Here is a 21,511-nt window from a genome sequence, read left to right as displayed (position 1 = left end):
CGGGCGCGCCAGCAGAGGACACGACCATGGAACGCGCGCCCTTCCGGCCGATCGTCCGGGCCGGGCCGTTCGTCTTCGTGTCCGGGCAGGCGTCGGTCGATGAGGCCGGCGAGCTGGTGCCGGGCACCTTCGAGGAGCAGATGCGCCGCTCGATCGAGAACGTCCGCCGCGTGCTGGCGCCGGCCGGCCTGGACCTCACTCACGTCGTGCGGACCGGGTGCTACGTCCACGACCCCGCCGACGCCCCGGAGTTCAACCGCATCTACCTCGAGTACTTCCATCCGCCGCGTCCGGCCCGCACGACGCTGACGGGCTGTCTCACCGAGCAGGTCCGGTTCGAGATCGATGTCGTCGCCTACGCCGGCGACGAGGAGGGGTGACCAGTGCGGCTGGCCCTGCTCGGCCTCTTCCACGAGGCCAACACGTTCTCGCCGCTGCAGGCCGACCGGGCGCGTTTCGCGGCCGGCGGTGTGTTCCGCGGCGCTGAGATCGTCGACGAGTACGGGGGCTCGTCGACGACCATCGGCGGCTACCTGGCGGCGGCCCAGGAGTTGGGTGTCGAGGTCGTCCCGCTGACGTTCGCGTTCGTCAACCCTGTCGGCGCCGTCACCGAGGACGCGTTCGAGTGGCTCGCGGGCGAGATGCTCGACGACCTGCGGCGCGGGGGACCGTGGGACGGCGTGCTGCTCAATCTGCACGGCGCCGCCGTCGCCGCCCATCTCGACGACGCCGATGCCGAGCTGGCGCGGCGGGTGCGCGCCGTCGTCGGACCGGACGTGCCCGTGGGTGCGGTGCTCGACCTGCACGGCAACGTCTCGCCGGCCCTGGTCGGCGCGCTCACCGTCACGCTCGCGTACCAGACGAACCCGCACGTCGACGCCGCGGTGCAGGGCGCGCGGTGCACCGAGCTCGTCGTCCGGGCCGCGCGCCGCGAAATCGCGCCGGTCCAGGTGCTCGCGCCGCTGCCGCTGGTCGTGAACATCGCCCGCCAGGACACCGGCGAGGAGCCCATGGCGTCGCTGGTCGCCGTCGCGGGCCGGGTCGCCGCCCGGCCCGGCATGCTCTGGGCCGGCGTGGTCGAGGGCTTCCCGTACGCCGACGTGCCGCACCTGGGGATGTCCTGTCTCACGGTGCACGACGGCGACCGGCTCGCGGCCGAGTGGGCGGCCGAGGAGCTGGCCGAGGCGGTCTGGAGCCGCCGCGACGACCTGCAGGCCACCGGGCTCACCGTCGACGAGGCGCTCGACCTCGCCGAGAGCGAGCCGAGCGGGCCCGTCGTCCTGCTCGACGTCGGCGACAACATCGGCGCGGGCGCCCCCGGCGACTCCACCGTCATCCTCGAGGGCGCGGTGCGCCGCGGGCTGCGTTCGCTGGTCCAGACGCTCTGGGACCCCGACGCGGCCGCGGCCTGCATCGCCGCCGGCGTGGGCGCCGAGGTGAGCCTCGCCGTCGGCGCCCGGCACAGCCACTCCGCCGGCGCGCCGGTGCCGGTGAAGGGCCGGGTCCGGGTGATCTCCGACGGCCGGTTCGAGGAGCCGGCGCCGACGCACGGCGGGTTCCGCTGGTTCGACATGGGCCCGACCGCGGTCCTCGAGACCGCCGACGGGCCGACGCTCGTACTCATGTCGCGGCAGACCATGAACACCAGCCGGCGCCAGCTCACCTCGCTGGGCCTGGACCCGCGGTCGTTCCGCGTCATCGTCGCGAAGGGCGTCAACGCCCCGCGGGCGGCCTACGCGCCCATCGCCACGCGGCTGCTCGTCGTCGACACCGACGGCATCACGGCCATGGGCCTGGACCGCTTCGAGTACCGCCGCCGGCGACGGCCGCTGTACCCGTTCGAGCCGGCCACGTTCCCCGCCGGACCCGCGGAGCAGGGCCGATGACCACCACGTTCGACCACCTCACGCTCGGCGACGTCCTGGCGCACCGGGCCGCGGCCGACGGCGACCGGCCGTTCCTCACCCACGCCGACCCGCTCGAGCCCGCGGGGGCCCGGACCTGGACGTACGCCGACTGCGCGGCCGACGTGGCCGAGCTCGCCGCGCTCCTGGGCGAACTGGGCGTCGGCGCGGGCGACCGCGTCGTGCTGCACATGGAGAACGCTCCGGCGTTCGTCGTCGCTCTGCTGGCGATCACCGAGCTGGGGGCGGTCGCCGTCCCGACGGTGGCCCAGTACACCGCCGACGAGCTCGGCTACGTCGTCGAGCACAGCGAGTGCGCCGCCCTCGTCACCAACCTGCGGCACCAGGGCCTGGCCGAGCGGGTGGCCGCCGGTGCGGCGGTCCCGCCGCCGGTCGTGTGCGGCACGACGGTGACCAACGGCCGCCGGCGAGCGCGCCGGGCGACGACGCCGCTGCCCCTCGACCCGCTCGGGCCTCCGGGGCGGCGCACGGCGCTGATCATGTACACGTCGGGGACCACCGGCCGGCCCAAGGGGGTCATGCTCTCGCACGCGGCCCTCCTGGCCGCCGGCGCGACGACCCGCGACCAGACCGCGCTGACGCCGTCGGACCGCTCCTACTGCGTGCTGCCGCTGTTCCACGTCAATGCGATGTGCTTCCAGTTGATGCCGGCCCTGCTGACGGGGTCGCAGCTGGTGGTCGGGCCGGTGTTCAGCGCCAGGGCGTACTGGTCGGTGGTGGCGGCGCAAGGGATCACCGTCGGCAACCTCACCGCCGGCCCGCTGCGGATCCTGCTGGGCGCGCCGCCGGGCCCGGCTGAGACGTCGGCGGCGGAGTCCATGCGGCTGATGATGTACGCGCTGCCGCTCGACCGCGACGAGATCCGCGCCGTCGAGACCAGGTTCGGCGTCGCCGTGTCCATGGGGTGGGGACTGACGGAGTCTGCGGCCTGCGGCACGCGCACCCCCGTCCACCTCGATCCGCGGCACGACTGGCAGTCCATCGGTACGGTGAGCCCGGCCTGGGAGCTGCGGGTCCTGGGCGACGACGGCGGCGAGGTGGCGCCGGGTGGGGTCGGCGAGCTGGTGATCCGCGGCCCGTCGACCATGACCGGCTACTTCAAGGACCCCGGGGCGACGGCCGAGGTGCTCGACGGCGGGGGCTGGCTGCGCACGGGTGATCTCGGCCGCGTCGACGACGGCTATGTGTTCTTCCACGACCGGCGCAAGGACGTCATCAAGGTCAAGGGCGAGAACGTCGGCGCCGGCGAGGTCGAGCGGGTGTTGCTGGAGCACCCCCTGGTCGAGGAGTGCGCGGCGGTCGGCGTCCCCGACCCGATCCTCGGCGAGCGGCTGCTCGCCTTCGTCGTGCTGGCCGCGGGCGCCGCCGTCGACGACGACGGCCTGCGCGACCACTGCGCCGAGCGGCTGGCGGCGTTCAAGGTCCCGTCGCAGGTGGTGCCGGTGCCGGAGCTGCCGCGCACGTCCATCGGGAAGGTCCGCAAGGCCGGGCTGCGAGACCTCGCCCGGGCGCTCGCGTGACCGCCGAGCTCCTCGAGCTGTACCGGCGCATGCGCCGCATCAGACGGTTCGAGGAACGGGCCGGGCAGCTGTACCGCGACACCGAGGTGCCGGGGTTCCTGCACCTGTCGATCGGGCAGGAGGCGACCGCCGTCGGCGCCTGCCGGCCGCTGCGCGCCACCGATGCCATCACCTCGACGCACCGCGGGCACGGGCACTGCCTGGCCAAGGGGATGCCGCCCGCGCCGATGTTCGCCGAGCTCATGGGCCGCGACGCCGGCACCTGCCACGGGCGGGGCGGGTCCATGCACATCGCCGATCCCGCGCTCGGCGTCTACGGCGCCAACGGCATCGTCGGCGCCGGGCTGCCCATCGCCGGCGGGGTCGCCACGGCGTTCCGGCTCACCGGGAGCGACGGCGTCGTGGTGGCGTTCTTCGGCGACGGCGCCGTGGCCCAGGGCATGTTCCACGAAGCCGTCAACCTCGCCGCCGTCTGGGACCTGCCGGTGGTCTTCTGCTGCGAGAACAACCACTACGCGGAGTTCTCTCGGGCTGCCGACCAGCACCGGGCCGGACTGGTCGACCGCGCGGCCGGCTACGGCATCGAGTACGCGCACGTCGACGGCAACGACGTCGTCGCCGTCGCCGACGTCATGGCGAAGCTGGTCGAGGGACGGCGCCAGGGTGGCGGTCCCGTGCTGCTCGAGGCCGACACCTACCGCTGGCACGGCCACTACGAGGGCGACCCGCAGCGCTACCGCGACGCCGTCGAGGTGGCCGAGTGGCAACGCCGCGACCCGCTCGCCGTCGCCCGCGACCGCCTGCTGGCTCTCGGGGTCGGGTCCGCAGCCGTTGCCGTCGTCGACACCGAGGTCGACGCCGAGATCGAGGCGGCGATCGAGTTCGCCCGCGCGGCGCCCGAGCCGTCGCCGTCGTCGCTGGGGGAGTACGTCGTGGCGCCGCGGCCGGCCGTCGCGGAGGGCGTCGTGCCCGCCTCGGGGGAGGAGCGGTACCGCGTGATGGACGCCGTTCGCGACGCGCTGGCGACCTCGCTGGACGAGGATCCGGGCGTCTTCGTGGCCGGCATCGACGTGGGCGCCGGCGGCAACGTCTTCGGGCTCACCCGAGGGCTTGCCGGCGCCTACCCGGAGCGGGTGCGCGACACCCCCATCAGCGAGACGGCGATCACCGGGCTCGCCGTCGGCGCGGCGATGGCCGGGCTGCGGCCGGTCGTCGAGATCATGTACATGGACTTCCTCGGCGTCTGCTTCGACCAGCTGCTCAACCAGGCGGCGAAGCTGCGGTACATGACCGGCGGCCGGGCCGCGATGTCGCTGGTCGTGCGCACGCAGTTCGGCGCCGGCCGGTCGTCGGGCAGCCAGCACTCGCAGAGCCTCGAGGTGCTGCTCGCGCACGTCCCCGGCCTCGCCGTCGTCATGCCGTCGACGCCCGCCGACACCTACGGACTGCTCCGCGCCGCGATCCGCGATCCCAATCCGGTCGTGTTCGTCGAGCACCGGCACCTCTACGGGTTCCGCGGAGTGAAACCACCGGCTGGGCATCTGGTCCCGCTGGGCCGGGCCGTCGTGCGCCGGCCAGGCACGGACGTCACGGTGGTGTCGTGGTCGCGGATGGCGCACGAGGCGTTGGCCGCGGCGTCCGCGCTTGCCGCGGAGGGGATCTCGGCCGAGGTGGTCGACCTGCGGACCATCGTGCCCCTGGACCGGGCGACGGTGCTCGAGTCGCTGGCGCGGACGAATCGCCTGGTCATCGCCCATGAAGCGGTCCGCGACTTCGGCGTCGGCGCAGAGCTCGCCGCCCTCGCGGCCGACGAGGGCTTCTGGCATCTCGACGCCCCGGTGGTGCGGGTCGCCCCGCCGCCCACGCCGGTTCCGTACGCCCCGGCGCTCGAATGGGCCTGGCTCCCCGGCGCCGACGCCATCGCCGACGCCGTCCGCCGCCTCGTCAGAGACTGAACCGCGTGTCCCCAGGCCCGCAGGTCGCATGCCGTACGGCTGCGCCTGCGGGCCCTTGACGTGTCGGGTGGTCGTGCCGTATTAAAACGGTAGTGTCAGTGAACGAAACACACGAGCGCTGGTTCATCGCGTCCGATGGATCGCGGAATGGAGGGCCGACCCGTGTCCGTGGGCTTCCGATCGTTCCTCCACACGTTCTCCGGTCCGGTCGTCGAGACCGTCGTCGACCATGTCGGCCGGTGGTCGGCCGCGAAGGAGATCGACGTCGATCCCGGCCGGCCGGGGCGGGCCGAGCTCGATCCCGACGACGTCGTCACCGTCCTGGTGGCCGACGACGACACCGGCCGGCGGCTGTACCGCTGGCGCCGCCTGCATCCGCTGGCGCGTGGTCCCGAGGAGATCTGGCGCACCACCATCACCGCCGTCGAGGACGGGCGGCACGGCCCGGGCTGGCTGTGGGTCGAGATCGAGGTCGCCGACGAGCCGGGAGACCGCGCGCCACGCGTGCCGTTCATGTCGGTGCCGGCCGTCCTGCGCGGGCTGCTCCCCGAGCTCGACTGCGCCGACGGCCTGGTGCCGGTGAGCACCGAACCCCGCTGGGCCGGACTCGCCGACCTGCCCGACCTCATGGACTACCTCGCCGACGAGTCCAGGTTCGGCCCGGTGTACGTGGCGCGGCAGGGCGCCCGCGATGCCGCTGAGTTCCAGACGTGGGCGACGAACGTCGCGTGGGAGGTCGTCGGGCTCGGGCACATGTTCTTGCTCCCCGCCGCGGCGGAGGATGAGTTCAACGAGATGGTCGGGCCGAACCACGCGATCCCCGACAGCGCCATCCGCACGTACCTGCCCGGTGTGCGGCTGGACGACCCGTTCGACCCGCGCCGGCACCAGATCCTCGGCAGTGTGCGCATCGACCGCACCGGCCCGCGGCGGCTGTCGTACATCCTCGGCCTGTCGCAGCGCGACCGGACTCTCAGCGCGCCGCTTCCGCACGACATCGGCCTCGTCGACTCGGTGCTGACCACCCTCGAGGGCCGCATCGAGGACGACGGTGTCGCGGCTCGCCTGCCGGTGGTGACGGTGCCGAGCGCGACTGCGGACGAGGACGTCACCGCGCGCCGGCCGGTCGTCGACGGCACGGTGCGCGAGCCGGCGACGACCGGGCCCGACGGGCGGCCGGTGCAGGTGCTGACCCGGCGCGGCCAGCATCGCCGCCTGGTCGAGCTGCTGTCCGAGAACGACCGCCTCCGAACCGAGAACGACGAGCTCCGCGACGCGCTGAACGGGCAGGGCCATACCGGCGCCGCTGTCGTCGCAGCGCTGGACGCACTCGAGCAGCAGGTGCGGTCGTTGCGGCAGCGGCTGGGCATCGACGCGGCCGACTGGCGTCGGCTCAGCGCCTCATAGCTCGCGGGCCAGAGCACCGGCAGCCGGAAATCGGCTACCGACACGTCATTTCGCCGTCAGGTGTGGCAGACTTTGAGTCGACAGACGATGAGTAGCATTCCACGTGAGTTCGCACGATGCACTAGTAGTGTCATCCGGCTATCGCCCCGGTTCGGCCCGCTGTGTCACGAGCAGTCAGGTTGCACATAGTCAGCGTCGTAGGACAATGGCAGCCCAGGAGCTGGAAGCTCACCCGCCCATCTCGGAAGAGGTGGTGAAGGTGTTCGACGCCGCTCGTGACCGTCCTGTTGGCTGTGACCCCGGGCCAGCCGGAATACCCGCCTGCGAACCATGTCGTGCGAGCGAGGTGACCGGAGTGGCTGACCTTCCCGCGAATCCGATGTCGATCGAACTGAGCGTCACACACCGGATGCTGTGGTGGCAGACGGTCGACGAAGACGATCTCCCCGAGCACTGGCACGTCTCCGCGGACGTGTGGAACCTCGACCTCTGCCGGCCGGAGCACCGCCACGTGGGCGACTTCTCCCTCGCCGTCGCCGACCTCAACGGTGACCGTAACCTCCTGGACAGCGTCGAGCTCGGGGAGTGGGCCCTCGAGTTCATCGCCGAGACCGTCCTCGACCTCTCCGAGGGAACGCTGGTAGCCGAGCTCGACGACCAGATCAGCGACGGTCTGCCGCGCATGGTGATCCTGCGCCGGTTCGAGCTCGCGCCCGCGTGGCGCGGCTTCGGCCTCGCCGGACCGCTCATCGCGGCCAGCCTCGAACGCTTCGCCGCCACCGCGCGGCTGGCGGTCTGCCGCATCTCGCCGGCGGACTTCCTGGGCGGGTGCGGCGACCGGGTCTCCGCCGAGCTCACCTGCCTGCGGCTGGGTGCGCTGCTGGAGCGCATCGGCTTCTACCTGTGGCGCGGGGTGTACGTGGTCGATCTGCGCAACCCCGCCCTCACCGACGCCAGCCTCGAGCCCCTCGAGCGCTGGGGCCCCTACAACGACCCGGACCAGTGAGGGGCGGGCTCCCGACCGTGCTGTCCGCCCCACCGGCCAACCCGATGTCCGTCGAGCTGACCGTCCTGCAGCGCCGTGCGTGGTGGCAACTCGACGACGAGCACCGGCCCGAGGCGTGGGAGGTCACCGCCGCCGTCTCCGAGCTGGGCCTGTGCGCCCCCGAGGTGCGCCACGTCGCCGACCTGTCCGTCACGGTCGCCGACCTGCGGCGCGGCCGGGTGGCCCTCGACGCCGTCGTGCTGGGGGAGTGGGCTCCCGGCTTCCTCGCGCACGTGGTGAGCGACGGCGACGGCGGCAGCCTGCTGCCCGAGCTCGAGGCCTGGGTCGGCGACGGCCCGCCGCGGGTGGTGGTCGTGCGGCGGTACGAGCTCGCGGCCGCCTGGCGCGGCCATGGCCTGGGCCCGGTGCTGCTGGCCGGCGCGCTCGCGGCGTTCCTGCCACTGGCCCGGCTCGCCGCCTTCCGGGTGACGGGTCCCGGGCCCGCCGTGCCCGGCCGGCCGCGCAGCACCGGCCTCGGCCGCGCCGCCCGCGAGCGCGTGGCCGAGCGGCTGCAGGCCCGGCGGACCGCGGTGCTGGAGGCGCTCGGATTCCGGCCGTGGGGCGGTGTGCACGTGGCCGACCTGCGCAGTGCCGAGCTCGCCGACACCCGGCAGGGCCCGCTCGAACGCTGGGAGCGCCTCGATTGGCACTGACCGCAGGCTGCCGCCGTCGTCGAACGGGCTCAGCGGGCGGCGGCGAAGGCGTCGACGCCGGTGAGGGAGGCCGAGAGTGACCACAGCCGGGCGGCCTGGCCGGGGTCGACGGCGTAGTCCTTGACACCGGCGGCGGTGGTGCCCTCGCCGGTGGCCGGGCCGGCGACGTCGCAGTCCTCGAGGTAGACGCCGCCCATACCGGCGAGCCTGGGCGAGGTGGCCGCGAACACCTGGGTCGCGGCGCCCTGCTCCGGCGTCTTGAAGCTCGGCTCGAGCGGCTTGCCGTCGTCGTCGATCCAGCCGAACGCGACCATCTCCTCCTTCGGCAGGTGCCGCTGCAACGGCGTGAGGATCCCGCCCGGGTGCAGCGCGAACGCCCGGACGCCGGCAGCCTTCCCGAGCGCGTCGAGGTGGACGGCGAACAGCACGTTCGCGGTCTTCGCCTGCCCATAGGCGAGCCACTTGTCATAACCTGTCGCGAACTGCGGGTCGCCCCAGCGGATCGGCGAGCGGTGGTGGCCGCGCGACGAGACCGACACCACCCGGGCGCCGTCGCCGGCAGCCAGAGCCGGCCAGAGTCGGTTGACCAGCGCGAAGTGGCCCAGGTGGTTGGTCGCGAACTGCGCCTCCCAGCCCGGCCCGACGCGCGTCTCGGGGCAGGCCATGATGCCGGCGCTGCCGATGAGGACATCGAGGCGGCGGTCCGACGCGAGGAACCGCTCGGCGAACCCGCGGACGCTCTCGAGGTCGCCCAGGTCGAGCTCGTCGATCTCGACGGAGCCGGGGCCTGCGGCGTCGATCCCGGCCAGTGCCTCGCGCGCGCGGTCCGGGCGCCGGGCCGGGACGACGACGTGCGCACCGGAGGCCGCCAGCGCGCGGGTGGTCTCGAGCCCGAGGCCCGAGTAGCCGCCGGTGACGATGCCGATGCGGCCCGACAGGTCGAGCCCGGCCAGGACCTCGGTGGCGGTCGTGCGGGCACCGAACCCGGTGCCGATCGGCTGTTGCTGCGAGATGGTCATGCCCTCGACGCTACGAATTCGAGCGCGCTCGAAGTCAAGGCCGGCACTACTCCGTCAGCAGGTCCCGCGGGTCGGTCTCGAGGGCCGCGGCCAGCAGGTAGAGGTTGTCCAGGGTGAGGTTGCGCACGCCGCGCTCGACCCCGCCGGAGAACTTGCCGCGGTATCCCATGCGCGCGTCCAGCTGCCGTTGCGTCAGGCCGAGGACGCCGCGGCGGGCGCGCGCCGTCTCGCCGAAGGCCATGAGGAAGTCGGCTTTGCCGGCCTTGACGTCGTCGTGTGCGGGCATCCCCTCACCGTCGGGGCATCATGATCGTTCGTCGACAGACTATGGAGAGCCAGTCAGAGCAGATCGCGGGCGGTCACACCCAGAGCTTTCGCGAGGCGGTGGATGTTGAGCAGCGCGACGTTGCGCTCGCCCCGCTCGATCGACCCCACGTAGGTGCGGTGGAGGTTCGCGCGGTCGGCGAGATCCTCCTGGCTCAGCCCCAGCTCGCGGCGGAGCTCCCGGACGCGAGTGCCGAATGCGCTCAGGGCGCGGCGCTCGTCGTCGAGAGGCTGTGGCACCCGTCTACGCTGCGGGTCGCCCTGCTTCAAGATCTACAGACTATGAGTAGCATGAGCGAGTTCAGCGAGCCGGACTGTATCCATTATTCCGACACTCCGGGCAGAACGGGCGGCGGATGATCGGGGAGCAGGTCACGCGCGGGCCGCCCCAGCGCCTCTGCCAGCAGGTGCACGACGAAGATCGACGGCGTGCGCTCGGCCCGCTCGAGCATGCCGACGTACGAGCGGTCCAGTCCGGCGGCGATCGCCAGCGCCTCCTGGCTCAGTTCGGGCTCGGCGGCGTCACGTAGCTCCTGCAGGCGCGCGGCGAACGCCTCACGCAGCCCGCGGGCGTACTCCTCAGTCGTCGACACTCGTCCACGGTCGAGGCCTGGGCACTATGGGTCGACAGACTATGGATGGCATTCGTCGCTGTCGGTGGCGGGTGGGATGGTAGCCCCATGCTCACTCGCGGACAGGTCCTGGCCTACCGGGCGGCCGCCGCCGGCCTCTCCGGCCCGGCCGCGGGGCCCGGCGCCGTCCTGGCGGTGGGCGTCCAGGACCATCCCGCCGGGACGACGGCGCGGCTGGCGGTGGCGCTGCGCGGCGACGGCGACCACGGCGACCACGGCGACGGAGACCACGGCGACGGCGGCGACGGCGTCCTGGTCCACTCGGTGCGGGCCGCCCTGCACCTGCATCGGATCGACGACCTCGGCCTGCTGGCAGGGGCGTTGCACATCGACGACGGCGCCGCGCTCGCCAAGCAGGCCATCAGCCCGTTCGGAGCCGAGATCGGGGCCGCCTTCGGCGCGGCCGTCGACGAGGTGGCCGGGGTCATGCGCGACGTCATGGCCGACGGCGAGCGGCGCACCAAGGGCGAGCTGTCCGGCGCCGTGTCGCCCCGCGTCACGCCGGCCCTGGCGCCGTGGTGCGGCGGCTGCGGCGTCCACCACGTGCAGGACGCGCTGTTCCGGTACGCGACATTGCAGGCGGGGCTGATCGCCGACGTCGAGTCGGCCCAGGTGTTCCGGTACCGGCAGGCGCCCGCGGGCGCCTGCCGCACGGTCGCCGTCGCCGATGCGCGGGCCGAGCTGGTCCGCCGCTACGTCCACGTCGCCGGGCCGGTGCGCCCGGCGCACCTCGCCACCTGGCTGTCGCTCACCCCGGCGGCGGCCAGGGACTGGTGGGCCCTGGCCGAGTCCGAGCTGACCGAGGTCGAGGCCGGCGGGCGGCGCGGCTCGGTGCTCGCGGCCGACGTCGCCGCGCTCGAGGACCCGCCCGAACCGGACGAGCTGCGGCTGCTGGGCCCGTACGACCCGCTCACCGAGCTGGCCGACCGCGAGCTCGTGCTGCCCGACGCCGGCCGGCGCACGCAAGTCTGGGCGGCGGCCGCCAATCCCGGCATCGTGCTGCACGCCGGCGAGATCGTGGCGACCTGGCGGCGGCGCACCGCCCGCGGCCGGCTCACGCTGACGGCAGCACCGTTCGGCCCGCTTCCGCGCGGCTGGTCCAGCACGGAGTCCGTCCGCGCCGACGCCGACGTCATCGGCCGCAGCTTCGGCGCCTCGGAGGTGCGCATCGAGACCGCGAGCTGAAGACACGCCGGAGCCCGTCCGCCCCCCGGAACATGGCGGCCGGGTCGGTCGTCGTGCACAATAGACCCGTCGCAGGTTCACCTGGGCGGAACGAGGTCGCAGGGGAAGGCGTCCCTCGAACCGCAGGAGGATCCGGTGACGACTCGTGGCGTCCTGTACGTCCACGCCGCAACGTCGGCGTTGTGCCCACACATCGAGTGGGCCGCGGCCGGCGCTCTTGGCGTGCGCGTGAAGCTCGACTGGAGCCCGCAGCCAGCCTCACCCGGCATGTACCGAGCCGAGCTGTCGTGGCAGGGTGCCCCGGGCACCGGCGCCAAGATCGCCTCGGCGCTCCGCGGGTGGATGCACCTGCGGTTCGAGGTGACCGAGGAGCCCAGTCCGGGCTGCGAGGGCGCGCGCTACTCCTACACCCCGAGCCTCGGCGTGTTCCACGCGGTCACCGGCGTGCACGGCGACATCATGATCCCCGAGGACCGCATCAAGGCCGCCGTCGTCAAGGCGTCCCTCGGTGAGGCCGACCTCGAGGAGGAGATGCGCCGGCTCCTCGGAGCACCCTGGGACGAGGAGCTCGAGCCCTTCCGCTACGCCGGTGACGGCGCCCCCGTGCGGTGGCTCCACCAGGTCGTCTGAGCGGCTCGACGACGCCTGCTCGGGTGTCTCGAAATTCGTCCGCGACAAGGGGTTCACAACCGGCGAAGACCTCGGTATGGTCACGGACAAGTAACACACCTCAAGACGTGGCCGCTCCGGCATCGGTGGTTGTCCCCGGCCCGGTGACCGGGAAATACAGCGGCCTCACCACGTAGCAGCGCCCCGGACCTCAACGGTCCGGGGCGCTCCGTGTGTGCGGCCGTTCGTGCGGCTCGGAAGACCCCGGGCCGCACCCTGCTACAGCGGGATGTTGCCGTGCGAGCCGCGCTGGCCGGCCGGAGCGGCGGCGATGGCGGCGGCCAGTGCCGAGCGGGTGTTCTCGGGCGTGATGACCTCGTCGATGACGCCGATCTCGATGGCGCGATCGAGGCTGCCGGTGATGCGCTGGTGCTCCTCGGCGAGCTCCGCCTCGACCTGGGGGCGGACCTCGGGGGCCACCTCGGCCAGCTTGCGCCGGTGCAGGATGCGGACGGCGGCGACGGCGCCCATGACGGCGACCTCGGCGGTCGGCCAGGCGAAGACGCGGGTGGCGCCCAGGGCGCGCGAGTTCATCGCGATGTACGCACCGCCGTAGACCTTGCGGGTCACCAGCGTCACCCGCGGCACGGTCGCCTCCGCGAAAGCGTGCAGCAGCTTCGCGCCGCGGCGGACGACGCCGTCCCACTCCTGGCCGACGCCGGGGAGGTAACCCGGGACGTCGACGATGACCAGCAGCGGCACACCGAACGCGTCGCACATGCGGACGAACCGGGCGGCCTTCTCGGCCGACGTGGAGTCGAGGCAGCCGCCGAGGCGCAGCGGGTTGTTCGCGATGACACCGACCGTGCGGCCGCCGAACCGGCCCAGCGTGGTGGTGATGTTCGGCGCCCAGCGCGGGTGCAGCTCGATCCCGTCCTCGTCGTCCAGAAGGTCCGACACGATCGGGTGGACGTCGTAGGCGCGCTTCGCCGACTCCGGGAAGTGCACACCGAGGTCCCGGTCGGCCACGGCCTCGGCGTCCAGCGTGCCCTGTGCGCCGAGCAGCGACCCCAGCGTCCGCGCCCGGTCCAGCGCCTCGCGCTCGGTGCTGGCCACGACGTGCACGACGCCGGAGCGGCGGCCGTGCGGCTCCGGCCCGCCGAGACGCAGCATGTCGACGTCCTCGCCGGTGACCGAGCGGACGACCTCGGGGCCGGTGACGAAGACCCGGCCCTCGGGGCCCATGATGACGATGTCGGTGAGCGCCGGGCCGTACGCGCCGCCGCCGGCGGCCGGGCCCAGCACGACCGACAGCTGCGGGATCTTGCCCGACGCGCGGGTCATGACCGCGAAGATCTGGCCGACGGCGTGCAGCGAGAGCACGCCCTCGGGGAGCCGGGCGCCGCCGGAGTGCCACAGGCCGATGATCGGGACGCCGTCGGCCAGCGCCCGCTCGTACGCCTCGACGACCACGCGGCAGCCGTCGGCGCCCATCGCACCGCCCATGACGGTGGCGTCGGAGCAGAACGCGACGGCGGGGGTCCCCTGCACGGTGCCGACGGCGGCGAGCATGCCGCTGAGGTCGTCAGCGCTGATCAGCTCGAGCGAGCCCTCGTCGAACAGGGCGGCGAGCCGGTGCTTGGGGTTGCGCGGGTCCTCGTCGCGCGGCGGCTTGGTCGCCGTCGGCTTCGACGATGCGGGGCGGTCGGCCAGAGCGGTCATCAGGCCCTCCTGAAGGCGAGGACGACGTTGTGGCCACCGAACCCGAACGAGTCGTTCAGTGCGGCGAGCGGACCGTCGTCGAGTTTCCGCGGGGTGGTGCGGACGATGTCGAGATTGACGTCGTCGTCGACGTCGTCGACGTTCGCCGTGGGTGGTACCAGGCCGTGGTGCAGGGTGAGCACGGTGGCCAGGGACTCGACGGCGCCGGCGCCGCCGAGCAGGTGCCCGATCATGGACTTCGGCGCGGTGACCGGGATGGACGTGACCCGGTCGCCGAAGACGGTGTTGAGCGCCACCGACTCCGCGACGTCGCCCGCCGGTGTCGAGGTGGCGTGGCAGTTGACGTGGGCGATGTCCTCGGGGGTCAGGCCCGCGTCGGTCAGCGCCTTGCGGATGGCCGTGATGACGCCGCGGCCGGACGGCTCCGGCTGAGCGATGTGGTGGGCGTCGGCGCTCATGCCGGCCCCGGCCACCTCGGCGTAGATCGTCGCGCCGCGCGCCTCGGCGTGCTCGGCGGACTCGAGCACCATGAGCGCCCCGCCCTCGCCGAGCACGAAGCCGTCGCGGTTCTTGTCGAACGGCCGGCTGACGGCGGTGGGCTCGTCGTTGCGCTTGGACAGCGCCATCATGTTCGCGAACGCGGCGATGGGTAGCGGCGAGATGACCGCCTCGGCGCCACCGGCCACGACGACGTCGGCCCGGCCCAGCCGGATCATGTCGAGGGCGTAGGCGATGGCCTCGGCGCCGGAGGAGCACGCGCTGACCGGGGTGTGCGCGCCGGCCCGCGCCTGCAGCTCGATGCTCACGTTGGCCGACGGGCTGTTCGGCATCAGCATGGGGATGGCCAGCGGCGACACCCGGCGCGGGCCTGCGTCGCGGAGCTGGTCGTAGTTGGACAGCAGCGTCGTGAGCCCGCCGATGCCGGAGGCGCACACGACGCCGACGCGGTCCGGGTCGAGCCCCGCCTCGCTCGCCTTGCCGGTGAACCCCGCGTCGGCCCACGCCTCGCGGGCGCAGATGATGGCGAATTGGGCCGAGCGGTCCAGCCGCCGGGCCTCGACGCGGGGGAGGACCTCGGAGGGGTCGACGGCCGCCGGTGCACCGATCTGCACCGGCAGGTCGGCGACCCACTCCTGGGTCAGCTTGCGCACGCCGGAACGCCCGGCGAGCAGGGACTCCCAGGTCGACGCCACGTCGCCCCCGACGGGCGTGGTGGCGCCGAGCCCGGTGACGACGACTCGTGCCTGGGAACGTGCCATGAGATCAGGACCCTGCCTTCTCGATGAACGTGACGGCGTCACCGACGGTGGCCAGGTTCTTGACCTCCTCGTCGGGGATCTTCACGCCGAACTTCTCCTCGGCGGCGACGACCACCTCGACCATCGACAGCGAGTCGATGTCGAGGTCGTCGGTGAAGGACTTGTCGAGCTGCACGTCCTCGGCGGGAACGCCGGTGATCTCATTGACGATCTCGGCAAGACCCTCGCGGATCTCCTCGGTGCTGGCCATGTCAGTCGTTCTCCTCGTTGGGTTGGCGTGATGCTCGTGACCGATCGTGGTCGGTGACGATCGTAGGTGCCCGCACGTCGTCGGGCGGGCACGTGGCTGGATCAGGGGATCCGGATCACCTGGCCGGCGTAGACCAGCCCGGCTCCGAACCCGATGATCAGGGCGAGGTCGCCGCTCTGGGCCTCGCCGGTCTCGATCATCCGCTCGATGGCCAGCGGGATCGACGCCGCGGAGGTGTTGCCCTGCGTGGCGATGTCGCGGCCGACGGCGACCCGCTCGGGCAGCTTGAGCTGACGGGCCATGGCGTCGGTGATGCGCATGTTGGCCTGGTGCGGCACGAAGACGTCGAGGTCGTCGACGGTGACGCCGGCGGCGGTGAGCGCCTCCTGGGCCACCTTGGCCATCTCGTACGACGCCCAGCGGAAGACCGGGTTGCCCTCCATGACCAGGTGCGGCATGGCCGGGCCGGTCTCACTGAACAGGGCGTCGCGCCAGTCTTCGCGCTGCCTGATGAGGTCGAGGTGCTCGCCGTCGGAGCCCCACACGACCGGGCCGATGCCGGCCTCGTCGGGACCCGCGGCGGGGCCCACGACGGCCGCGCCGGCGCCGTCGGCGAACAGGAACGCCGTCGACCGGTCGGTCTTGTCGGTGAGGTCGGAGAGCCGCTCGACGCCGATGACGACGACGTGGCGCGCGGTGCCGACGCGGACCATGTCCGACGCGAGCGACAGGCCATAGCAGAACCCGGCGCACGCGGCCGAGATGTCGAACGCGGCGGCCCGGTTGGTGCCCAGCTTGTGCGCGATCTCGGCGGCGGCCGACGGCGTCTGGTACAGGTGCGTGACCGTCGAGACGATGACGCAGTCGACCTGCTCGGGCTGGATGCCGGCGTCGGCCAGCGCCTTCTGCGCGGCGGCCAGGCTCATGGCGACGACGGTCTCGTCGTCGTTCGCCCAGCGGCGGCTCTCGATGCCGGAGCGGGTCCGGATCCACTCGTCCGACGAGTCGATCTGCTCGACGATCTCGGCGTTCGTGACCACCCGGCCGGGGCGGTAGCCGCCGATGCCGAGGATCCGCGACGACCGCGGCTCGCGTGCGACCTGGATCGTGACACCGCTGATTCCCTTGACCTTCCGCGCCTCGCCGTTGCCTGGGACCTCACGGTCGGCTCCACTCATCACTCACGCCACCGCCTCAGGGTGTAGCCGGACCAGTGGCTGGCCCGGGGCGACCGGGTCGCCGTCTTCGACGAGCCACTCGATGATGGTGCCGCCATGGCCCGCCGTGACCCCCAGCGAGTCGCGCAGCGAGCCGACGGTGCCGATGGTGTCGCCGGCGCTCAGCCGGTCGCCCACCTTGGCGCCGGACGCGGTGAACGTGCCCTTGATGGGCGCGACGACCAGGCGCCAGGTCGGGTTGGTGATCAGCTGGCTGGGCTGGCCGTGCTTCTCGACGAACGCGCGGGCGTCGTCGAGCTGGTCGGGGGTCTTCAGCGCGAAGGTCTCGACCCCGGGCAGCGCGCGCTTCACCAGGCCGGTCAGCGTGCCGGCCGGCGGCACCTCGAGCAGTCCGGTGACGCCGAGATCGGCCATGGTCTGCATGCAGAGGTCCCAGCGGACCGGGTTGGACACCTGGTCGACCAGGCGGTCGAGCACCCGGCGGCCGTCGTGCACGACCTGGCCGTCGCGGTTGGACAGCAGCAGCGTGCGGGGGTCGTGGGTGCTGATGGACTGTGCGTAGTGCCGCAGCCGCTTCACGGCCGACGCCATGTGCGTCGTGTGGAACGCGCCGGCGACCGGCAGCGCCCGCAGCCGCGCGCCCGCCGGCGGGTCGCCGGCCAGCGCCTCGAGTTGCGCGACGGTGCCGGCGGCGACCACCTGGCCCGCGCCGTTGACGTTGGCGGGGGTGAGACCGTGCTTCTGCAACGTGGCCAGGACCTCGTCGGCGTCGCCGCCGAGGACGGCGGTCATGCCCGTGGACTCCTTGGCGGCCGCCTCGGCCATGCCCTTGCCGCGCTCGCGGACGAAGACCATGGCCTGCTCGGCGGTGATGACCCGGGCGCCCGCGGCCGCCGTGATCTCGCCGACGCTGTGCCCGGCCACCGCGCCCACCGTCGAGAAGGCATCGGCGGGATGCGGGAACAGGGCGAGAGCGGTGACCAGGCCCGAGGCCACCAGCAGCGGCTGGGCGATCGCGGTGTCGCGGATGGTGTCGGCGTCGGCCTCGGTGCCGTAGTGCGCGAGGTCGAGCCCGGCGACGGCGGAGAGCCAGTCGATACGGGCTGCGAACGACGGCTCCTCCAGCCATGGCGCGAGGAAGCCGGGCGTCTGGGACCCCTGACCCGGGGCGACGATCACAAGCACCCTTCAAGCCTCGCGGCTACCGGGCCGTAGAAGGGGTCGGCCGCAGTCACAAGGTCGTCCCACTAAGTTTGGGGGTTTCCCACAACCTCGGTGCCGGATGCGGACGGCGGTCACTCGATGACCGGCGGGTTCATCCGTCCGAGGGACAGCGCGAGGCGCAAGGTGTAGGAGTCGCGGGGGTCGGTGGGAGTGAGCCCGACGACGTCGGTGACCCGCCGCAGGCGATACCGGACGGTGTTCGGATGCACGAACAGTAGCCGTGCCGCGGCCTCGACCGACGCGCCGGTCTCGAGGTAGGCGGCCAGCGTCTCGAGGACGACGGGGCCGGCCTCGGCGATGGGCACGTAGAGCTCGGCGACGAGGTCGTGCAGCGCCTCCTGGTCGCCGGACAGCGCCCGCTCGGGCAGCAACGAGCCGGCCGCGACCGGACGGGGTGAGTCGGGCCACCCCGCCGCCGCGAGCAGACCGGACACAGCGGGCCGCGCCGACGCCGCCGCCGACACCAGGTCGGGCACCAGCGGCCCGACGACCACGGGCCCCGGGCCGAAGTGGGTGACGATGGCCGTGGCGGCCTGCAGCGGGTCCTCGACCCGCCCGAGCACCGCGACCAGCCGGTCGCCCTGGCCGCCGGTGAGCACGTCGTACCCGGCGTGCCGGGCCGACCGGCGGATCTCGTCGGCCGAGGCGCCGTCGTCGGTCCTGGGCCGGCCGATGATGACGGCGACGCCGCTGGCCGCCGTCCAGCCCAGCGCCGATGCCCGCGACCGCACGTCCTCGTCGATCTCGCCGCGCAGCAGTGAGTCGACCACCGTGGCCTCGAGCCGGGCGTCCCACGAACCGCGCGCCTCGGCATACCGTGCGTACACGTGCGCCGCGGAGAACGCGACCTCGCGCGAGTAGCGCAGCACGCCCTCGGTGACGTCGCGGGCGTCCTCGGGTCCGACGACCTCCTCGACGCTGTCCTCGACCACCTCGATAGCGACCCGCACGACCTCGACGGTCTGCTGCAGGCTGATCGCGCGGATGAGGTCGCGCGGCGCCGTGCCGAACACGTCGGCGGTCGGCGTGGGCCGGGACTCGTCGGCGTTGCGGTACCAGTCGACGAACGCCGCGATGCCGGCCTGGATCACCAGGCCCACCCACGACCGCTGCTCCGCCGGCATGGCGCGGTACCAGCTGAGCGTCTCCTCCATGCGGGCGATGGCCGCGGTCGCCAGCCGCCCCGTGGCCCGTTCCAGCAGGTGCACCGTGTGCTCGTGCCCGCTGCCGCCGAAAGTGCCGGGCAACTCGGCGTCGGAGGATGGCCGCATGCCCGGCAGCGTACGCGGCCGGGGTCGCCGGACGGTGGACCAGGGCGGGCGCGGTTGTGGTGAACGGACAATCCCCGGTGGTCGGCGAGTGATCCGGCGCCGGGGGCCGGACCCGCCTGCCGATAGGCTCCGGGCCATGTCGACACCGACTTCGCCGGGGAGCGGCGCCCCGACCGACGACCTGGGCCGCGTGTTGCGATTGGTGAGTCTCGCCATGCTCGCCGGCGTGGCGGTCATCGCCGCGGTCACGGTGTTCACCATCGGCGACTCGCCCGGGTCCGGCGTCGACGCGTTCGGGGCGATCCTGGTGAGCGTCGTGTTCGTGGCCGCCGCGTTCGTGGTCCCGAAGCGCGTGATCAAGCCCTGGCCGCCCGGCTCCGGGCCCGACGAGGTGAAGGCGGCCGGGCAGCTGCGCAGCGCGGCGTTCCTCAGCCTGGTCTTCGCCGAGCTGCCGACGCTGATCGGGCTGGTCAACTCCTTCGCCCGCGGCGTGTGGCTGCCGGTGGTCATCGGCGCGCTGTTCAGCGTGGCCGGGCTGCTGCTGACGGCGCCGACGGCCGACCGGCTGCGCGGCTGGCTGGCGCGGCTGGAGTCGGCGGGCGCCCGCACCGGACTGTGACGGGCCGGTGAGCGTCGAGGTCCGGCGGGCCGGCGATCGGTTCGTCACCCCCGGCGACGGCGTGGTCTCGCGGCACTCGTTCTCGTTCGGGCCGCACTACGACCCCGGCAACGTGGGGTTCGGGCTGCTGGTGGTGGCCAACGACGATGTCGCCTCGCCCGGGGGCGGCTACCCGGCGCACCCGCACCGCGACGTCGAGATCGTCACCTGGGTGCTGACCGGCTCGCTGGTCCACCAGGACACCGCCGGGCACGGCGGCGAGCTGGTGCCGGGCGTGGTGCAGCGGATGAGCGCCGGGCGCGGCGTGCGGCACTCCGAGCTGGCGTCGGGCGGCTCCGGTGCGCGGTTCGTGCAGATGTGGCTGCCGCCGACGAAGCCGGGCGTGGACCCGTCGTACGGCCAGGCCGACGTGACGGCGACGCTGGCAGGCGGCGGGCTGATGCCGGTGGTGAGCGGGCTGGGACGGCACGCCGACGCCGTCGCCGTCGGGCTCGGGCAGGAGGCCGCAGCCCTGCACGTGGCCCGGCTGCGGCCCGGTGACGTCGTGACGCTGCCGTCGGCGCCGTTCGTGCATGTCTACGTGGCGCGCGCGGAAGCCGCAGCTGCCGCCGTCGTCGATGTCGAGTCCGCCGGCACCCTGGGCGAGGGCGACGCCGTCCGCTTCAGCGACGAGGGCGGCCGGGCGGTGACGGCCACCGGCGGCGCCGAGCTCCTCGTGTGGGAGATGCACGCCGCCGCCGGCTGACCGGCGTCAGGGAACGAGCGTCCTGGCGACGCACTCGCCGATCGTCACCTCCGGCAGGCCGCTCCAGCACGAGCTCACCAGGGCGTCACCGCCGAGGCTGCCGCCCGGCGGTCCCTGGGGGCCCTGGGGTCCCGGCTCGCCCTGCGGGCCGGCCTGGCCCTGCGGGCCGGGCACCCCCTGCGGGCCGGGCACGCCCTGCGGGCCGGGCACGCCCTGCGGGCCGGTCGCGCCGGGCGGCCCGGCCGGACCCTGCCGGTTCCAGCTCGTCGGATCCTCGGTGTGCCGGCAGTCGCCCGGTCCGTCGACGATGCGGACGCTCCCGGCGCCCAGTCCGAGCACGCCTCGGCTCACGCACGCATGGATCACCTCGTCGGACGTGGTCGCGGCCATGACCGCCACCGTGCCGCCACTCACGATCACCCCGGTCGAGGCGATGACGGCGAGCAGCCGGTTGCGGTTCACGAGACCCGCCTGAGCTCGTCGGCGACGATCGTCACGACCTCGAGGAGCCGGCCGCTGGAGTCGCCGGCATCGACATACGTGAGCTCGCTGGGCCAGGCGTTCTCGTAGGCGAACCCCGTGATCGGTTCGCCGAGCGTGTCGTACAGCGTGAGACCGACGTCCTTGCGGGCGTCGGGACCCCCGGCGAGCAGCAGCTCCTGCCACTCCACGAGCGTGTCGTCGTCGGTGACCACCCGGGTGCACACGAGGTCGTGGTCACGATGCAGGCCGGGCACCTTGACCGTCGTCACCTGACCGTCCGGGCCCGCCACCCGCTGCTCGACGACCTCCGTGGCCGTCCCGAGCCCGATGCACTGCTGCATGGTCAGCCCGACGCCGTCGATGGTGAGCTGGTAGCTGACGACCTCCTGGGCCGAATGGGCGACGCTGGGCGTGGACGTGCTCAGGACCGTCGCCGCCGCGGCGGCGACGGCGGCCCAGGCGACCGGTGTTCTCTTTCGCATGGCG

General features: G+C 73.4%; 23 protein-coding genes. 11 read left to right on the top strand and 12 right to left on the bottom strand.

Annotated elements, in window-relative coordinates:
- Window positions 1–26 precede the first annotated feature (26 nt).
- The 7 genes from E1212_RS03960 to E1212_RS03930 all read left to right on the top strand — a co-directional run bounded on the left by E1212_RS03960 (window position 27) and on the right by E1212_RS03930 (window position 8,505).
- Window positions 27–380 (top strand): RidA family protein, encoded by a 354-nt coding sequence (locus E1212_RS03960; protein WP_131979436.1) that lies wholly within the window; start codon window positions 27–29, stop codon window positions 378–380.
- 3 nt (window positions 381–383) lie between these two features.
- On the top strand, window positions 384–1,886 hold the full coding sequence (locus E1212_RS03955; protein ID WP_131979433.1) for a M81 family metallopeptidase: 1,503 nt from the start codon (window positions 384–386) through the stop codon (window positions 1,884–1,886).
- Complete coding sequence (locus tag E1212_RS03950; protein ID WP_131979430.1) at window positions 1,883–3,445, top strand: class I adenylate-forming enzyme family protein; 1,563 nt, start codon at window positions 1,883–1,885, stop codon at window positions 3,443–3,445. Before E1212_RS03955 ends, E1212_RS03950 begins: the two co-directional genes overlap by 4 nt.
- Window positions 3,446–3,474: 29 nt before the next feature.
- A complete protein-coding gene (locus E1212_RS03945) occupies window positions 3,475–5,400 on the top strand; it encodes an alpha-ketoacid dehydrogenase subunit alpha/beta (protein ID WP_131979629.1) in 1,926 nt (641 codons plus the stop codon).
- 162 nt (window positions 5,401–5,562) lie between these two features.
- Window positions 5,563–6,807 carry a hypothetical protein gene (locus E1212_RS03940; RefSeq protein ID WP_131979427.1) on the top strand — a complete coding sequence of 415 codons (1,245 nt, stop codon included), beginning with the start codon at window positions 5,563–5,565 and terminating at the stop codon, window positions 6,805–6,807.
- Between the two features lie 355 nt (window positions 6,808–7,162).
- Window positions 7,163–7,813 carry a hypothetical protein gene (locus tag E1212_RS03935; RefSeq protein ID WP_131979424.1) on the top strand — a complete coding sequence of 217 codons (651 nt, stop codon included), beginning with the start codon at window positions 7,163–7,165 and terminating at the stop codon, window positions 7,811–7,813.
- Between the two features lie 17 nt (window positions 7,814–7,830).
- On the top strand, window positions 7,831–8,505 hold the full coding sequence (locus E1212_RS03930) for a hypothetical protein (protein ID WP_131979421.1): 675 nt from the start codon (window positions 7,831–7,833) through the stop codon (window positions 8,503–8,505).
- 29 nt (window positions 8,506–8,534) lie between these two features.
- Here E1212_RS03930 and E1212_RS03925 read toward each other — a convergent pair whose 3' ends face one another.
- The 4 genes from E1212_RS03925 to E1212_RS03910 form a co-directional block, all read right to left on the bottom strand.
- Complete coding sequence (locus E1212_RS03925; RefSeq protein WP_131979417.1) at window positions 8,535–9,524, bottom strand: SDR family NAD(P)-dependent oxidoreductase; 990 nt, start codon at window positions 9,522–9,524, stop codon at window positions 8,535–8,537.
- Window positions 9,525–9,570: 46 nt separating this feature from the next.
- Window positions 9,571–9,810, bottom strand: a complete 240-nt coding sequence (locus E1212_RS03920) for a helix-turn-helix domain-containing protein (RefSeq protein ID WP_203416341.1) — start codon at window positions 9,808–9,810, stop codon at window positions 9,571–9,573.
- 53 nt (window positions 9,811–9,863) lie between these two features.
- Window positions 9,864–10,088: a helix-turn-helix domain-containing protein gene (locus E1212_RS03915; RefSeq protein WP_238992240.1), complete on the bottom strand. Its 225-nt coding sequence runs from the start codon at window positions 10,086–10,088 to the stop codon at window positions 9,864–9,866.
- An 83-nt stretch (window positions 10,089–10,171) separates the two neighbouring features.
- Entirely contained in the window at window positions 10,172–10,441 is a 270-nt protein-coding gene (locus E1212_RS03910; protein ID WP_238992239.1) for a helix-turn-helix domain-containing protein, read from the bottom strand.
- Between the two features lie 87 nt (window positions 10,442–10,528).
- On the opposite strand from E1212_RS03910, the gene E1212_RS03905 reads away from it, so the two are divergent.
- Together E1212_RS03905 and E1212_RS03900 are read left to right on the top strand one after the other, a co-directional pair.
- Complete coding sequence (locus E1212_RS03905; RefSeq protein ID WP_162605294.1) at window positions 10,529–11,665, top strand: DNA glycosylase AlkZ-like family protein; 1,137 nt, start codon at window positions 10,529–10,531, stop codon at window positions 11,663–11,665.
- Window positions 11,666–11,800: 135 nt separating this feature from the next.
- Window positions 11,801–12,295, top strand: a complete 495-nt coding sequence (locus tag E1212_RS03900) for a DUF3145 domain-containing protein (RefSeq protein WP_131979411.1) — start codon at window positions 11,801–11,803, stop codon at window positions 12,293–12,295.
- 258 nt (window positions 12,296–12,553) lie between these two features.
- Here E1212_RS03900 and E1212_RS03895 read toward each other — a convergent pair whose 3' ends face one another.
- The 6 genes from E1212_RS03895 to E1212_RS03870 form a co-directional block, all read right to left on the bottom strand.
- The gene (locus E1212_RS03895) at window positions 12,554–13,996 is read right to left on the bottom strand and encodes an acyl-CoA carboxylase subunit beta (protein WP_131979408.1); all 1,443 of its coding nucleotides are present in this window, start codon (window positions 13,994–13,996) and stop codon (window positions 12,554–12,556) included.
- Complete coding sequence (gene fabF / locus E1212_RS03890) at window positions 13,996–15,255, bottom strand: beta-ketoacyl-ACP synthase II (protein WP_131979405.1); 1,260 nt, start codon at window positions 15,253–15,255, stop codon at window positions 13,996–13,998. The genes E1212_RS03895 and fabF overlap by 1 nt, the downstream gene beginning before the upstream one ends.
- A gap of 4 nt (window positions 15,256–15,259) precedes the next feature.
- On the bottom strand, window positions 15,260–15,505 hold the full coding sequence (locus E1212_RS03885) for an acyl carrier protein (RefSeq protein WP_111255345.1): 246 nt from the start codon (window positions 15,503–15,505) through the stop codon (window positions 15,260–15,262).
- A gap of 101 nt (window positions 15,506–15,606) precedes the next feature.
- Window positions 15,607–16,683, bottom strand: coding sequence for a beta-ketoacyl-ACP synthase III (locus tag E1212_RS03880; protein ID WP_131979402.1), 1,077 nt, complete (start codon window positions 16,681–16,683; stop codon window positions 15,607–15,609).
- A gap of 3 nt (window positions 16,684–16,686) precedes the next feature.
- Window positions 16,687–17,868 carry an acyltransferase domain-containing protein gene (locus tag E1212_RS03875; protein ID WP_131979399.1) on the bottom strand — a complete coding sequence of 394 codons (1,182 nt, stop codon included), beginning with the start codon at window positions 17,866–17,868 and terminating at the stop codon, window positions 16,687–16,689.
- Between the two features lie 110 nt (window positions 17,869–17,978).
- A complete protein-coding gene (locus E1212_RS03870; protein ID WP_131979396.1) occupies window positions 17,979–19,178 on the bottom strand; it encodes a PucR family transcriptional regulator in 1,200 nt (399 codons plus the stop codon).
- 136 nt (window positions 19,179–19,314) lie between these two features.
- On the opposite strand from E1212_RS03870, the gene E1212_RS03865 reads away from it, so the two are divergent.
- Both E1212_RS03865 and E1212_RS03860 read left to right on the top strand, forming a co-directional pair.
- Window positions 19,315–19,797, top strand: coding sequence for a hypothetical protein (locus E1212_RS03865; RefSeq protein WP_131979393.1), 483 nt, complete (start codon window positions 19,315–19,317; stop codon window positions 19,795–19,797).
- 7 nt (window positions 19,798–19,804) lie between these two features.
- Window positions 19,805–20,542, top strand: a complete 738-nt coding sequence (locus E1212_RS03860; RefSeq protein ID WP_131979390.1) for a pirin family protein — start codon at window positions 19,805–19,807, stop codon at window positions 20,540–20,542.
- Between the two features lie 6 nt (window positions 20,543–20,548).
- On the opposite strand, the gene E1212_RS29230 is transcribed toward E1212_RS03860, so the two are convergent.
- The gene (locus tag E1212_RS29230) at window positions 20,549–21,004 is read right to left on the bottom strand and encodes a collagen-like protein (RefSeq protein ID WP_203416339.1); all 456 of its coding nucleotides are present in this window, start codon (window positions 21,002–21,004) and stop codon (window positions 20,549–20,551) included.
- Entirely contained in the window at window positions 21,001–21,507 is a 507-nt protein-coding gene (locus tag E1212_RS03850) for a phage tail protein (RefSeq protein ID WP_131979385.1), read from the bottom strand. Before E1212_RS03850 ends, E1212_RS29230 begins: the two co-directional genes overlap by 4 nt.
- Window positions 21,508–21,511: the final 4 nt, after the last annotated feature.

The sequence above is a fragment of the Jiangella ureilytica genome (genome assembly GCF_004348545.1).
GTDB classification, from domain to species: domain Bacteria; phylum Actinomycetota; class Actinomycetes; order Jiangellales; family Jiangellaceae; genus Jiangella; species Jiangella ureilytica.
This window is presented reverse-complemented; position numbering and strand designations above follow the sequence as displayed.

Coding starts and splice junctions, on each gene's coding strand:
- E1212_RS03960 (WP_131979436.1), top strand. CDS start 27: ATGGAACGCGCGCCCTTCCGGCCGATCGTCCGGGCCGGGCCGTTCGTC.
- E1212_RS03950 (WP_131979430.1), top strand. CDS start 1,883: ATGACCACCACGTTCGACCACCTCACGCTCGGCGACGTCCTGGCGCAC.
- E1212_RS03945 (WP_131979629.1), top strand. CDS start 3,475: ATGCGCCGCATCAGACGGTTCGAGGAACGGGCCGGGCAGCTGTACCGC.
- E1212_RS03925 (WP_131979417.1), bottom strand. CDS start 9,524: ATGACCATCTCGCAGCAACAGCCGATCGGCACCGGGTTCGGTGCCCGC.
- E1212_RS03920 (WP_203416341.1), bottom strand. CDS start 9,810: ATGCCCGCACACGACGACGTCAAGGCCGGCAAAGCCGACTTCCTCATG.
- E1212_RS03905 (WP_162605294.1), top strand. CDS start 10,529: ATGCTCACTCGCGGACAGGTCCTGGCCTACCGGGCGGCCGCCGCCGGC.
- E1212_RS03895 (WP_131979408.1), bottom strand. CDS start 13,996: ATGACCGCTCTGGCCGACCGCCCCGCATCGTCGAAGCCGACGGCGACC.
- fabF (WP_131979405.1), bottom strand. CDS start 15,255: ATGGCACGTTCCCAGGCACGAGTCGTCGTCACCGGGCTCGGCGCCACC.
- E1212_RS03885 (WP_111255345.1), bottom strand. CDS start 15,505: ATGGCCAGCACCGAGGAGATCCGCGAGGGTCTTGCCGAGATCGTCAAT.
- E1212_RS03880 (WP_131979402.1), bottom strand. CDS start 16,683: ATGAGTGGAGCCGACCGTGAGGTCCCAGGCAACGGCGAGGCGCGGAAG.
- E1212_RS03870 (WP_131979396.1), bottom strand. CDS start 19,178: ATGCGGCCATCCTCCGACGCCGAGTTGCCCGGCACTTTCGGCGGCAGC.
- E1212_RS03865 (WP_131979393.1), top strand. CDS start 19,315: ATGTCGACACCGACTTCGCCGGGGAGCGGCGCCCCGACCGACGACCTG.
- E1212_RS03850 (WP_131979385.1), bottom strand. CDS start 21,507: ATGCGAAAGAGAACACCGGTCGCCTGGGCCGCCGTCGCCGCCGCGGCG.